This is a genomic window from Streptomyces sp. NPDC096311 (assembly GCF_044763085.1).
Classification (GTDB): Bacteria; Actinomycetota; Actinomycetes; order Streptomycetales; family Streptomycetaceae; genus Streptomyces.
In genome coordinates this window covers 72,746-86,648 of record NZ_JBIWFN010000033.1, presented here as the reverse complement: position 1 = coordinate 86,648, position 13,903 = coordinate 72,746, and the positions used below count along the sequence as shown (strand labels likewise).

11 protein-coding genes and 1 riboswitch are annotated in these 13,903 nt (G+C 69.7%); of the genes, 1 reads left to right on the top strand and 10 read right to left on the bottom strand.

Translation table 11 applies throughout. The annotated features are described in order from the left end of the window. Nucleotides 1-159 precede the first annotated feature (159 nt). Nucleotides 160-1,140: a peptidoglycan DD-metalloendopeptidase family protein gene (locus ACIRA5_RS49310; RefSeq protein ID WP_403703953.1), complete on the bottom strand. Its 981-nt coding sequence runs from the start codon at nt 1,138-1,140 to the stop codon at nt 160-162. 2 nt (nt 1,141-1,142) lie between these two features. Continuing rightward, nucleotides 1,143-1,301: riboswitch (cyclic di-AMP (ydaO/yuaA leader) on the bottom strand. Nucleotides 1,302-1,602: 301 nt separating this feature from the next. Next, a complete protein-coding gene (locus ACIRA5_RS49305; RefSeq protein ID WP_403703950.1) occupies nt 1,603-3,684 on the bottom strand; it encodes an alpha-galactosidase in 2,082 nt (693 codons plus the stop codon). 182 nt (nt 3,685-3,866) lie between these two features. On the opposite strand from ACIRA5_RS49305, the gene ACIRA5_RS49300 reads away from it, so the two are divergent. Continuing rightward, nucleotides 3,867-4,664: a tyrosine-protein phosphatase gene (locus ACIRA5_RS49300; protein ID WP_403703947.1), complete on the top strand. Its 798-nt coding sequence runs from the start codon at nt 3,867-3,869 to the stop codon at nt 4,662-4,664. A gap of 8 nt (nt 4,665-4,672) precedes the next feature. Here the strand turns inward: ACIRA5_RS49300 and ACIRA5_RS49295 are convergent, their stop codons facing one another. The 8 genes from ACIRA5_RS49295 to shc form a co-directional block, all read right to left on the bottom strand. Next, the gene (locus tag ACIRA5_RS49295) at nt 4,673-4,789 is read right to left on the bottom strand and encodes a DUF6126 family protein (protein ID WP_054232722.1); all 117 of its coding nucleotides are present in this window, start codon (nt 4,787-4,789) and stop codon (nt 4,673-4,675) included. 59 nt (nt 4,790-4,848) lie between these two features. After that, a complete protein-coding gene (locus ACIRA5_RS49290; RefSeq protein WP_403703944.1) occupies nt 4,849-5,502 on the bottom strand; it encodes a helix-turn-helix domain-containing protein in 654 nt (217 codons plus the stop codon). A 149-nt stretch (nt 5,503-5,651) separates the two neighbouring features. Continuing rightward, entirely contained in the window at nt 5,652-7,052 is a 1,401-nt protein-coding gene (locus ACIRA5_RS49285) for an aspartate aminotransferase family protein (protein WP_403703941.1), read from the bottom strand. Next, the gene (dxs, locus tag ACIRA5_RS49280) at nt 7,049-8,977 is read right to left on the bottom strand and encodes a 1-deoxy-D-xylulose-5-phosphate synthase (protein WP_403703938.1); all 1,929 of its coding nucleotides are present in this window, start codon (nt 8,975-8,977) and stop codon (nt 7,049-7,051) included. The genes ACIRA5_RS49285 and dxs overlap by 4 nt, the downstream gene beginning before the upstream one ends. Before the next feature lie 28 nt (nt 8,978-9,005). Beyond that, nucleotides 9,006-10,163, bottom strand: coding sequence for a flavodoxin-dependent (E)-4-hydroxy-3-methylbut-2-enyl-diphosphate synthase (ispG, locus tag ACIRA5_RS49275; protein WP_168513724.1), 1,158 nt, complete (start codon nt 10,161-10,163; stop codon nt 9,006-9,008). A 4-nt stretch (nt 10,164-10,167) separates the two neighbouring features. Further along, nucleotides 10,168-11,190: an adenosyl-hopene transferase HpnH gene (hpnH, locus tag ACIRA5_RS49270; protein ID WP_403703935.1), complete on the bottom strand. Its 1,023-nt coding sequence runs from the start codon at nt 11,188-11,190 to the stop codon at nt 10,168-10,170. 5 nt (nt 11,191-11,195) lie between these two features. Continuing rightward, entirely contained in the window at nt 11,196-11,837 is a 642-nt protein-coding gene (locus ACIRA5_RS49265) for a 1-hydroxy-2-methyl-2-butenyl 4-diphosphate reductase (protein WP_403703932.1), read from the bottom strand. Further along, nucleotides 11,834-13,861 (bottom strand): squalene--hopene cyclase, encoded by a 2,028-nt coding sequence (gene shc, locus ACIRA5_RS49260; protein ID WP_403703929.1) that lies wholly within the window; start codon nt 13,859-13,861, stop codon nt 11,834-11,836. Before shc ends, ACIRA5_RS49265 begins: the two co-directional genes overlap by 4 nt. Nucleotides 13,862-13,903: the final 42 nt, after the last annotated feature.

Here is a 13,903-nt window from a genome sequence, read left to right as displayed (position 1 = left end):
CCCCACCCCCCCCCGTTCACCCCCTTCTTGCCCCCGGGCCAAACCCCCCTATTGGGCCCTATATCAAAAACCCGGGGGGGGGCGGGGGGCGCGCGGGGGGGGGGGGCCCCGGGGGGGGGGGGGCCCCGACCCTCGAGGACGTGAGAGGCGCGGCGGGTGTCAGCCGACGGCGACACCGTGCGAGCGCAGATACGCGACCGGGTCCATGTCCGAGCCGTAGTTCGGGGTGGTGCGGATCTCGAAGTGCAGGTGCGGACCGGTGACGTTGCCGGTCGCGCCGGAGAGGCCGATCTGCTGGCCCTCGGTCACGGTCTGGCCCGCCGAGACGGACAGGGCGGACATGTGGGCGTACTGCGAGTACCGGCCGTCGGCGTGCTGGATGACGACCTGGTTGCCGTACGCGCCACCCCAGCCGGCCGATACGACGGTGCCGGCGGCGACGGCCTTGATGGTGGTGCCGGTCGGGACCACGAAGTCCACGCCGGTGTGATAGCCGCTGGACCACATGCTGCCGGCGACCTTGTAGCCGGTGCCGATGGTGGCGCCCCCGACCGGCAGGGTGTAACCGGTGTCGGTGGCGGTGCCGGTGACCCGGGGGGCGGCGGCCTGGGTCTTGGGCGCGTCCGCCGCGCCGGACGACCCGGTGGCCGACTGCGCCGACGACCGCGTGGACGTCTTGGCGGACGACTGCGTGGACGTCTTGGTCGACGGCTTGGTGTCGTCGGTCGACGCGGCCCTCTCGCCGATCGTGAGCTTCAGGCCGGGGTGGATCAGCGAGGGGTCGCTGCCGATGGCCTGGCGGTTGTCGGAGTAGAGCTTCTGCCAGCCGCCGCTGACGTGCTGCCGCTCGGCGATCCTGGAGAGCCAGTCGCCGGCCTTCACCGAATAGGTTTTCGTCGAGACCGTGGACGTCGTCGCCGTCTTTTCCGAAACCGTCACGGTCTTTTCCGAAACCGCCGCGCCGTAAATGATCGCGGTCTTTTCCGGAGTGGACGAAACCGCGGCCGTCGGCGTCGCGGCATGGGCACCGGCGGTCCCCATCAGCGGCAGCGCAAGGGCGGCACCACCGGTTCCGGCCACGGCGATCGAGCGTGAGAAACGCTGGGACTTGGGTCGGCGGTGCTTACCCTTCGCGGGCATGAAGAATTCCTCTCCGGCGCCTGCGAGGTGAGCTGTCGGGTGCGGGCTGGAGATGCCCGGCCACGCGGCTGCGCGGCTATACCCCTAGCCGTTCCGGAGACCGGAACAGGCGTGGTACCTGTGGGTCCCCCGCTCCTGCCGGTTACCGGTGGGTGTGCGGATACCGGGCGGCGGCAGGATTGGGCGTCCGTCCGGATTGAGGGCGAACGTAAGCGAGATGGAGGCGCATCGCCAACCATGTGGCTTTTCTGTGCACGTGCCTTTCTTGATCCAGGCCGGAATTCCGGTCACCCTCCGTGGACAATGATCTCCGCGGTCTCTCGAACTACCCGGGAATTCGGGCGGATCGAGAAAGCGGGCCCGCAACGCATCGTCACGAATATGACGCTGCTCACGCAGGTCACACCACGGTCCTTTATTCCAGGTCCAGTTGGAATTAAGGCATCAATAAGGGCAGATCGCTCACATACGACGTAGTCGGACAACTGCCGCATCAAAGTCCCCGCGCAGCCTCGTCCGCAACCCGTGATGCAGCAGCACCGCACCTCGATGCATTTCGCCCGTTTCGCGGCATTCATACGCGGCGCTCGCATCGAGCCCGCGCAACCGGAGCGGGGCGACCGGCTCGCCGTGACGCTGGGCCTGGAGCAGGGCGAGGACGACGGTCTCGTCGCCGTGGACGTACTGCACGGCGCTCAGCCCGCCCTCCGGAGGCCGCAGCCGGTAGAGGTCGCCGCGCTGCACGACCGGCCGGATCTCCTTGTAGAGCTCCACCCACTCCCGCGCCTCGACGAGGTCCGCCTCGCTCCAGTCGGCCAGGTCACCGCCGACCCCCAGCACCCCGGCCATGGCGCTCACGAACCGGAAGCGCAGCGAACTGATCCGACCGTTGAGCTGCGCGTTCGGACTGTCGGTGACCCAGGCGGCCATGATCCGGGCCGGGTGGATCTGGCTGAAGCCGTGCTGGATGGCGAGCCGGTCGAGCGGGTCGGTGTTGTCGGAGGTCCACACCTGGTCCGTACGCGCCATGACGCCGAGGTCGATCCGGCCGCCACCGCCCGAACAGGACTCGAAGGCGACCCCGGGATGCTCGGCGCGCAGCCGGTCCAGGAGCCCGTACAGGGCCTCCACGTGCTCGACCCACAGTTTCTGCGGATACGGCTCACCGGGCCAACCGGCGTCCGTGAAGCAGCGGTTGAAGTCCCACTTCACATAGTCGATCGGGGCGCTCGAGAGCAGACCGTCGAGCTGCTCCCACAGGTACTCCTGGACATCCGGTCGGGCGAGGTTGAGGACGAGCTGGTTGCGGAACTCCGTCCTGGTCCGCCCCGGCTGGAACTGCACCCAGTCGGGGTGCGCGCGGTACAGCTCGCTGTCCGGGTTGACCATCTCCGGCTCGACCCAGATCCCGAACTGCATGCCGAGCGCGTGCACGTCGTCGGCGAGCGGCTTCAGACCCTGCGGGAAGCGGTCCGGGTTGGGGGCCCAGTCGCCGAGCCCGGCGCGGTCGCTCGTCCGTGCCCCGAACCAGCCGTCGTCGACGACGAACAGCTCGACGCCCATCTCCGCGGCCCGCCGGGCCAGCTCCCGCTGCCGCTCCTCGGAGATGTCGAAGTGGGTCGCCTCCCAGGAGTTGAAGAGCACCGGCCGGTCCTGGTCCGCGTCCGGGATCACGAACGCCCGCTGGTACGCGTGCCACGTCCGGCTCGCCGCGCCGAAGCCGCCGTCGCTCCACAGCCCCGCGAAGACGGGGGTGGTGTACGACTCCCCCGTCTCCAGGCGCAGCAGTCCGGAGTCGTCGTACCCGGCGCCGGCGGAGATCTGCACGCGCGCGTCGGGGAGTTGGGCCACGCACATCCGCCACGAGCCCGACCAGCCGAGCGCGCACCCGTAGACCTCGCCGCTCTCCTCACTCGCCCCGCTGTCCAGCGCGACCCACGGCAGGTGCTGGTGCCCGGTGTGCCCGCGGCGGCTGCCGATGACCTTCTCACCGTAGGTGAGGGGGGAGCGCGCGAGTCGGGACTCGGCCGCCCACCGCCCGTGCAGCTGGGAGAGGCGCCACCCGTCGCGCTCGGGCAGCGTCCAGGTCGCGGAGTCCGCGCGCAGCAGCTCCAGGGAAGGTCCTTCGTTGGCCAGGGTCACCCAGCGCTCGACGACGTCGCCGCGCATCCGGTAGTGCAGGGTGATGCCGAGCCCGTCGTCCGCGAAGCGCAGCCGCAGTTCGTCGCCGTCGGCGTGTTGCTCCACGAAGGACGTCTCGAAACGCCACTCGGTGCCGCGCCGCTCCTGCGTCCGTACGGACAGCGCCGGGCGTACGAAGCGGGGGCCGCCCTCGACGGGATACTCCTCGCGCCCGTCGAGCCGGGACTCGAAGGGCCGGTACGGCGGGCCGGGCAGGTCGGCCAGCGACTCGGCGTCGGCGAGGGCGATCCGTGGCCCCCAGTGGAGATGGAGCAGTTCGTCGAGGTCGGTCAGCCGTAGTGCGTAGCTGCTCGTGGGACCCGAAAGAAGCCACGTACGACCATCTTCGCCGATATCGATCATCAAACCCTCACAGATTCGAACATCCGCACTCAATCACCAACATCATCAACGGCGTCTCACGCGGGAGGCAACGGCTGTGGACAACTTCATTGCCTGAGGAACCCATGTCGTATCGTCGAAAGCGCGATTCCCGTCGGCGAGCGTCGCCGAGCAGTGCCGGCGGTCCAATGGGAGGAGTCCCCGTGACGCAGCAGGTGCCGTCGACCGAGCCGGAGCTGGCCGGAGTGCGCAACTTCCGAGACGTGGGCGGCCTGCCCACCGTGGACGGCCGGCGAGTGCGCTACGGACGGCTGTTCCGCAGTGGTCATCTCGCGCACGCCACGGAGGAGGACGCCGCGTTCCTCTCCTCTCTCGGGCTGCACACGGTCTTCGACTTCCGCAATGCCGCGGACCAGAAGCTGGAGGGGCCGGACGTCGATCTGCCCGGTGTACGGAACGTGAACCTTCCGCTCACCGACCCTGCCGACGGCAGCGAGTTCTGGAAGATGGTCCGTGAGGGTGACGTCGAACAGCTGCGCGGCCACCTCGGCGACGGCAAGGCGGCGAACCGGATGATCGGTTCCTACCGCACGATCGTCAAGGAGCGCACGGCCGAGCACTCCCACGTGCTGCACGCCCTGGCCGAGGACAGCGTGCCCGCGCTGATGCACTGCGCGGCGGGCAAGGACCGCGCGGGCCTCTCCATAGCCGTGACGCTCCTCGCCCTCGACGTCGAGCGCGACGCGATCGTGGCCGACTACCTGGAGTCGAACGCGACCCACCGCCGCTACAAGGTGCGCCGCACCGGCTCCTCGGAAGCGGCCCGCTCCCCCGAGGTCATGGAGCTGCTCAGTCCCCTGTTCGACGCCCGCGCCGAGTATCTGACCGCGGCCTTCGAGACGATCGAGGAGACCTGGGGCGGCATCGACGCCTACCTGGAGCAGGGGCTGGGGGTCACGCCCGAGCAGCGGGAGCGGCTGCGCGAGCGCCTGCTGGACTGAACCCTGGGCTACTGGTTCTGCCCGCCCAGCTCGAACAGCAGATAGATGAAGGCCGCGAAGAGGTGGCCGACGGCGATGTAGATGAAGAGACGTACCCACAGGGCGCGGGGGAACTTCTCGACCATGCGCCGCCGAGGGGCGAGGTCGGCGGATTCCGTGGACTCCGGGGGTTGCGTGGATTCCGTCATGACAGCTCTCCCATGGTCGGGTGTCCTGCCGCCGGGCCGAGACACAGCGCGGCGGTGGGGCTCTGCAGCAGGGTGTGTACGAAGAGGAGGTCGGCCCCCGACTGATCGGCAGCCGCGATGCGGTGCGGGGTCAGCGAGTCGAAGTGCGCGCTGTCCCCGGGGGCGAGCACCTGGGCGGTGTCCCCGAGGCGCAGCCGCAGCCGCCCCTGGAGGACGTAGAGCCACTCCTCACCGGGGTGGACGCGCACGATGTCGCCCTGCGAGCCGTAGGGGACGTGCACCCGCAGGGCCTGCATTCCGCGGCCCGGGGCACCGGCCTGCCAGTAGGTCCAGCCGCCCGCCTTCGTCGGCTCCATGTCGGTGGCCCGAACGATCGCGTCCCGTTCGGCGACCGTCTCGCCCAGCAGCTCCGAGACCGTCGTACCGTAGATACGAGCGAGTGCGAGCAGCATCGGCAGCGAGGGCTGACGCTGTCCCGTCTCCAGTCGGGAGAGGTGGGCAGCCGAAAGGCCGGCGGCGCCGGCCGCGGCCTCCAGGGTGAGCGAGGCCCGGCGGCGCAGCGCACGCAGCTGCGGTGCGACGGCGGGCAGCACCTCGGCTGCTGCGGACTCGGGCGGTGTGGCGGCCGCCCCCGACTCGACAGGGCTCATGCACTCCATTGAGCCGCACACTTGCCTCTCGGGCAAATTTCTTGCCCCAGAGGCAAAACGATTCTGGTTGAGGCGGGCCCATACCTCGAGCCCGCCCCGATTCGGGCGGCCCCTGCTTCGAGCCCGCCCCGTCTCTTCGCGCCGCGGGGCTAGCGGTTGGCGACCGCCTGCTTGACCAGGGTTTTTCCGAAGTCCCACATCAGGCCGCCGCCGCTGTGGGCGTCGTCCATCACGGCGGTGAAGGCCTCCACGAACCGGTCCACGTCCCGTTCGCCGATGATCAGCGGCGGGATCAGCTTGATCACCTCCAGGTGGTCGCCGGAGACCTGGGTGAGGATGCGGTGCCGCTGGAGCAGCGGGACGACGACCATCTGCGCGAACAGTCCCTTGCGCGCGGCCTGCAGCATGGTCCAACGACTGCGCAGCTTGAGCGACTTGGGCCGACCGAACTCGATGCCGATCATCAGGCCCCGGCCGCGTACGTCGCTCAGCAGCTCGTACTTGTCGATGAGCGCCGCGAGCCGGGACCTGAGTTGTTCTCCGGTGGTCCGGGCGCCCGCGACGATCTGTTCGTTCTCCATCACGGAGAGCACGGCGAGGCCCGCCGCCATGGCCTGCGCGTTGGAGCCGAAGCTCGCCGAGTGCACGAGGACCCGGTCCATGGACGAGTAGACCTTCTTGAAGATCCAGTCCTTGCCGAGCGTCGCGCCGACCGGCACATAGCCGCCGGACAGCGCCTTCGCCACGCACACCAGGTCCGGTTCGACGCCCTCCTCGTGCTGGTAGGCGTAGAAGTCCCCGGTCCGCCCGAGGCCCGTCTGCACCTCGTCCGCGATGAGCAGCGCCTTGTGCCGGTGCAGCAGCTCCTGCGCGGCACGCAGATATCCGGGTGGGGCCTCGTGCACGCCCTTGCCCTGGATGGGCTCGACGATCAGCCCGGCGACATCCCCCTTCTTCAGCTCCCGGGCCAGAGCGTCCAGGTCACCGAGCGGAACGGGGGTGTCGGGCAGCAGCGGGGCGAAGCCGTCGCGGAAGCCGTCCTCGCCGTTGACGGACAGCGAGCCGGTGGTCAGCCCGTGGAAGGCGTGGGAGCAGTAGAGGATCCTCGGCCTCCCGGTGGCGTACCGGGCGAACTTGAGCGCGGTCTCCACCGCCTCCGTACCGCTGTTGCCGAAGAACACCCGGTCCAGGTGGGGACTGTGGGCGAGCAGCCTCTCGGCGAGGAGCCCGGGCAGCGGCTGGCAGTCGAAGCGGGTGAGGTCGGCGAGCGAGGCGTCCAGGACGTCGTGCAGCGCCTTGCGGACGACGGGGTGGTGGCGGCCCAGACCCATCACCCCGAAGCCGGCGAGCATGTCCAGGTAGTCGTTGCCGTCCGCGTCCCAGAAGTGCGCGCCCTCGGCCCGCTCGTACACCTTGTCGAAGCCGATGGTGTGCAGCATGCGCGGGAGCTGGTGGTTCAGGTACTTGGTGTGCAGCTCGTAGCGCTCGGCTCCGCGCTCGGCGAGGAGCGCGCCGAGGTCGAACTCCCCCTTCTCCGCAGGGTCGGTCATTCCTGTTTCTCCTTGGACAACTCATCCTCGAACGGCGCGTCCTTCGACAGCGCGTCCTTGACGGCCAGGCCGGCGCTGATCCGCCCGGCGATCTCGACGGGCGTGAGACCTATGTCGGCCAGCACCTCCCCGCGCTTGGCGTGCGCGAGGAACTGCTCCGGGATGCCGAAGCGCCGTACGGGCACGTCGACCTCGGCGTCCCCGAGCGCCAGCGCGACCGCCGCGCCGACGCCGGCCGCCCGGCTGTTGTCCTCGACGACCGCGACGAGCCGGTGCTCGGCCGCGAGGCCGGGCAACGCCGGGTCGACGGGTTTGACCCAGCGCGGGTCGACGACCGTGCAGCCGACCCCACGGGCCTCCAGCAGCTCGGCCGCCTGGAGGCAGACCGGCGCCATCACGCCGACGGCGACCAGAAGGACCTGCGGGGTGTCGTCGGAGCGGTGCAGGACGTCGAGTCCGCCCAGGTGGTCGACCGCCGGGATCTCGGGGCCCACCGACTCCTTCGGGAAGCGGATCAGCGTCGGCGCGTCGTCGACGGCGACCGCCTCCCGCAGCTGGGCCCGCAGCTGGTCGGCGTCGCGCGGCGCGGCGATCCTCAGGCCCGGCACGACCTGGAGGATCGACATGTCCCACATGCCGTTGTGCGAGGCCCCGTCGACACCGGTGACCCCCGCCCGGTCCAGCACGAAGGTCACTCCGCAGCGGTGCAGCGCGACGTCCATGAGGAGCTGGTCGAAGGCCCGGTTGAGGAAGGTCGCGTAGACGGCGACGACCGGGTGGAGACCGCCCGTGGCGAGCCCGGCCGCCGACACCGTGGCGTGCTGTTCGGCGATCCCGACGTCCCACACCCGGTCGGGGAACCGCTCGGCGAACTTCCCGAGCCCCACCGGGTGCAGCATGGCCGCCGTGATCGCCACGACGTCGTCCCGCTCCTCGCCGATCCGGAGGATCTCGTCCCCGAACACCGAGGTCCAGGACGGCCCGCCCGAAGGCGCGAGCGGCTCGCACGTCAGCGGATCCATCACACCGACCGTGTGGAAGTGGTCCTCCTCGTGCGCGAGCGCGGGCTCGTAACCGCGCCCCTTCTCGGTCAGGCAGTGCACCAGAACCGGCCCGTGGAAACGTTTCGCGCGGCGCAGCGCGGACTCCACGGCGCCGACGTCGTGCCCGTCGATCGGCCCGACGTACTTGAGCCCGAGGTCCTCGAACATGCCCTGCGGCGCGAAGGCGTCCTTGAACCCCTTCTTCGCGCCGTGCAGCGACTCGTAGATCGTGTGCCCGACGACGGGGGTGCGCAGCAGTACGTCCTTGCCCCAGGCGAGGACCTTCTCGTAACCGTCGGTCGTCCGCAGGGTCGCGAGGTGGTTGGCGAGGCCACCGATGGTCGGCGCGTACGAGCGCTCGTTGTCGTTGACGACGATGATCAGCGGGCGGTCCTTGGCGGCGGCGATGTTGTTCAGCGCCTCCCACGCCATGCCGCCGGTCAGCGCGCCGTCGCCGATGACCGCGACGACATGGCCCTTCTCGCCCTGCACCTGACGGGCCTTGGCGAGCCCGTCCGCCCAGCCGAGCGCCGTGGAGGCGTGGCTGTTCTCGATGATGTCGTGCTCGGACTCCTCACGCGAGGGATAGCCGGACAGGCCACCTTTTCCGCGCAGCTTGGAGAAGTCCTGGCGTCCCGTCAGCAGCTTGTGTACGTAGCTCTGGTGGCCGGTGTCCCACAGGATGCGGTCGACGGGTGACTCGAAGACCCGGTGGAGCGCGATGGAGAGTTCCACCACCCCCAGATTGGGTCCGAGGTGACCGCCGGTCCTGGCCACCGCGTGCACCAGGAACTCCCTGATCTCATCCGCCAGTTCACCGACGTCCGCCTCGGACAGCGCCTTCAGGTCGCGTGGTCCCCGGATGCTCTCCAGAATCGTCACGCTCGGGCCCCCTCTCGGTCCGTGCTGATCAGCTCACGGTGACGGCGGGTTCGCCGGAGGCGACGCCGTCCTTCTCCATCTGCTCGGCGATCTTCATCGCTTCCTCGATGAGGGTCTCGACGATCTTCGACTCGGGCACGGTCTTGATGACCTCGCCCTTGACGAAGATCTGCCCCTTGCCGTTGCCGGAGGCGACCCCCAGGTCCGCCTCCCGTGCCTCGCCGGGGCCGTTGACGACGCAGCCCATGACCGCGACGCGCAACGGGACCTCCATCCCCTCCAGACCGGCCGTGACCTCGTCGGCCAGCTTGTAGACGTCCACCTGGGCGCGCCCGCAGGACGGACACGAGACGATCTCCAGGCGGCGCTGCTTCAGGTTCAGCGACTCCAGGATCTGGAGGCCGACCTTGACCTCCTCGGCGGGCGGGGCGCTCAGGGAGACCCGGATGGTGTCCCCGATGCCCTCACTGAGCAGCGCCCCGAAGGCGACGGCGGACTTGATCGTGCCTTGGAACGCCGGACCGGCCTCCGTCACACCGAGGTGCAGCGGGTAGTCGCACTGGGCGGCGAGCTGCCGGTAGGCGTTGACCATCACCACCGGGTCGTTGTGCTTCACCGAGATCTTGATGTCCCGGAACCCGTGCTCCTCGAAGAGGGACGCCTCCCACAGCGCCGACTCGACCAGCGCCTCGGGGGTCGCCCTGCCGTACTTCTGCAGCAGCCGCCGGTCGAGCGACCCGGCGTTGACCCCGATCCGGATCGGCGTCCCGGCGTCCGAGGCGGCCCGTGCGATCTCGCGGACCTTGTCGTCGAACTGCTTGATGTTGCCCGGGTTCACCCGCACCGCCGCACAGCCCGCGTCGATGGCCGCGAACACGTACTTGGGCTGGAAGTGGATGTCCGCGATCACCGGGATCTGGGACTTGCGGGCGATGGTCGCGAGGGCGTCCGCGTCGTCCTGCGTGGGGCAGGCGACGCGCACGATCTGGCAGCCGGACGCGGTGAGTTCCGCGATCTGCTGCAGGGTGGCACCGATGTCCGACGTACGCGTCGTCGTCATCGACTGCACCGAAACGGGTGCTCCGCCCCCGACCGCCACCGCTCCGACCTGGATCCGCCGCGACACACGGCGTTCGGCGATCGGTCGGACCGGCACCTCGGGGAGGCCCAAGGAAACGGCGGTCATGTCGTCACCCGCGGCTTTCCGTGAAGGTCTCGCGGGCGGCGCGCAGCGACTCCTTGAGGGAGCCCATCGTGGCGAGGACGGCGGTCGGCTCGTAGCCGCAGTGCGCCATGCAGTTCGCGCACCGCTCGTCCCTGCCGCGCCCGTAGGAGTCCCAGTCGGTGTCCTCCAGGAGCTGCTTGTACGTCTGCACGTACCCGTCGCTCATCAGGTAGCAGGGCCGCTGCCAGCCGAAGAGCGAGTAGCTGGGGATCGCCCACGCGGTGCACGGGAAGTCGACCTTGCCTTCCAGGAAGTCCAGGAAGAGGGGGCTCTGGTTGAGCCGCCAGCGGCGCCGGTTGCCGCCCGAGAAGGCCTTCTTGAACAGCTCCCGGGTCTGCTGGACACCGAGGAAGTGCTCCTGGTCGGGCGCCTTCTCGTAGGCGTAGGCGGGCGAGAGCATCATCTCGTCCACCTTCAGGTCGTCGTTGAGGAAGTTGAGGACCTCGATGACGGTCTGCGGGGTGTCGGTGTTGAAGAAGGTCGAGTTGGTGGTGACCCGGAAGCCGCGCCGCTTGGCCTCCTTGATGGCCGCGACCGCCTCGTCGAAGGTGCCCTCCTTGGCCACCGACTCGTCGTGCCGCTCGCGCAGCCCGTCGATGTGCACGGCCCAGGCGAAATACGGCGAGGGCTTGAACTTGTCCATCTTCTTGCGCATCAACAGCGCGTTCGTGCACAGGAAGACGTATTTCTTCTTGGCCACCAACTGCCGCACGATCTCGTCGATCTGCGGGTGCATCAGCGGCTCGCCGCCGGCGATGGACACCATCGGCGCACCGGATTCGAGAACCGCTCCCACGGCCTGGGCGACGGGCATGCGCTGCTTGAGCACCCCCGCCGGGTGCTGGATCTTGCCGCAGCCCTCGCATTTGAGATTGCAGGCGAAGAGGGGTTCCAACTCGACCAGCAGCGCGAACTTGTCCCGCTTCCTGAGCTTCTGTTCAAACAGGTACGCAGCGACTTTCATGGTCTGCCGAAGCGGCATGGCCATCTGGCTCACCTCCGGGGGAGCAACAAAGAACGGTGCCATTCAAAGAAAGCGGGAAGGACGGCACGAAGAACACGGAAAGCTGATATTCCACCGCGCACTGTGCCGATTCGGACGAGTTCATGTTCTGGAGCGTCCACGACCACCCGTACGGCCGCAACCGGGCGCGCGCCCGTCCGCACGGCGCTGTGGAGCGTGGCCGCGGATTCCATGTCGACCGCGATCGCGCCGGTCGCGAGCAGATCCGACCGCTCGTGACCTCGGACGACGTGATCGGAACCGATGAGGGGCCCGGTGTGGACGGTGCGCCCGGGCACGGTACGCAGTAGTTCCTTGACGAGTAGTTCGGTGCCCACGCACGGGGTGCTGCCGCGTGGGTCCCGGGTCTCCTCGGCGACCACCAGGTCACCGGGGTGCATGCCCGGGGCGAGCCCCGCGCAGAAGCCCGTGGCCAGGACGGCGGCCTCGCTCAGCGCCGGGTCGGCCAGGACCCGGGTGAGCGAGCGTTCGGCGGCCTTGGGCCCCATGCCGGTGCGCAGGACGGTGACGGGCCCGTCGGCCCCGGTGCGGTCACCGCTGCGCAGGGCGAGGTGCTCGATGCCGAGCGCGCAGGCGATCAGCAGCGGGGCCGGATCGGGCTTCGTGCTCATCTACCCCCCTTGACCTCGGCGAACGACTCGCCGTGGACGAAGCTCGGTTCGCCGTGGACATAGCGGCCGAGTGCGGTGAGCGGGAAGACCTGCCGGTAGAGGTGGTAGTTGATCGAGAAGTCCCACGGGAACCCGGTGCCGGTGAAGTACGGCTCGTCCCAGGAGCCGTCCGCCAGCTGGGTCTCCGCGAGCCAGGCGATCCCGCGTTCCACCGCCTTGGAGCCCCGCTCCCCCGCGGCCAGCAGGGCGAGCAGCGCCCAGCCGGTCTGGGAGGCGGTCGAGGCGCCGCGTCCGCTCCACTCGGCGGCCTCGTGGTAGGAGCGCAGGTCCTCGCCCCAGCCGCCGTCGTCGTTCTGGACGGTTTCCAGCCAGGCTACGGCCCGGCGGATCGCCGGGTGCGAGGCCGGCAGTCCGGCGGCCACGAGCGCCGGGAGCACCGACCCCGTTCCGTAGACGTAGTTGACACCCCAGCGCCCGAACCACGAGCCGTCCGGCTCCTGGTGGGCGAGCAGCCACTCGATGCCCCGGCGGGTGCGCGGGTCGTGCGAGAGCCCCTCGACCGCGAGCATCTCCACCACATGGGCGGTGACGTCGGCGGACGGCGGGTCGATGACCTCCCCGAAGTCGCAGAACGGGAGCCGGTTGGGGAAGGCGCTGGTGTTGTCGACGTCGAAGGCGCCCCAGCCGCCGTCCTTGGACTGCATACCGAGGTTCCAGCGCACCCCGCGCCCGATGGCGTGCTCGACGCGCTCCGGGTCGTGGTGGCGGACGCGGCGCAGCGCGAGGGCGACCTCGGCGGTGTCGTCGATGTCGGGGTAGTTGTCGTTGTGGAACTCGAAGGCCCAACCCCCGGGCGGAAGGTGGGGCCGCTTCACCGCCCAGTCCCCGGGCCGCACGATCTCCTCGCCGAGCATCCAGTCCGCGGCCTTCACCAGCTGCGGATGGTCGGCGGGCAGGCCCGCGTCGGCGAGTGCGATGGTGGCGAGGCAGGTGTCCCAGACCGGTGACTGACAGGCCTCGATCATCCGGGCGCCGTCCTCGCGCCAGACGGCGAACCGGTCCAGCGACGCCAACCCCTCACGCATGACGGGGTGTTGGAGGTCGTAGCCGAGCAGGTGCAGCGCGATGACCGAGTACACCGCGGGTGGCTGGATGCCGCCCCAGCAGCCGTCGTTCTCCTGCCGTTCGATGATCCAGCGCGCCGCCGTGTTCATCGCGGCCCGGCGCAGCTTGCGCGGGACGACCTTGCGGTACTGGTGCAGGGCCTTGTCGAGACGCTGGAAGGCCCCGTCCCAACTCGCCACGGGAGCGAGGGGTTTGACCGGGTTGGGGTCATTGGCGTCGGTGTGCAGCTCGTCGAGCGGGAACGGCGCGGGCCGCACCGGGCGCTTCGCCGAGACGATGGTCAGCGGCACGATCGTCTGCCGCGCCCAGCAGCCGAAGTCGTAGATGTTGAGCGGCATCCACTTCGGGAAGTAGATGAGTTCCGGCGGGAGTTCGGGCAGGTCGTCCCACTTCCACCAGCCGAACAGGGCGAGCCAGATCCGGGTGAAGACGCGGGCCGAGGCGATGCCGCCCCGCTCGCGGATCCAGGCGGCCGCCCTCGCCATGTGCGGCTCGTCCGGGCCGTCCCCGGCCAGCCGCAGGGCGACGTACGCCTCGATGGTGGTGGAGAGTTCGCCGGGGCCGCCGTAGAAGGTGGCCCAGGTGCCGTCCTCGCGCTGCTCGCCGCGGATGAACAGTCCGGCGGCGCGTGTGATCGTCTCGTCGCGGATTCCCAGGAACTGACGGAGGAGCAGGTCCTCGGCGTCCATCGTGACGTTCGTCTCGAGGTCGCCCTTCCACCAGCCCTCCGCGTCCTGCCGTGAGAGCAGGAAATCGGTGGCGCGCTGTATGGCGTGCGTGGCGACGTCTCGGGTCTCGACTGTCCCGGCCGCCACGGGAGTCGTCTCTGGGTGGATTTCGCTGGCCGCGGCAGCGCGGGGCGGCAGTGCCCCGGTACTTCCGTCGGTCGTCGCTGTCATGGCTTCCCCTTCGTGCAGTGGTACGACTCTGCTGGGTCCGCC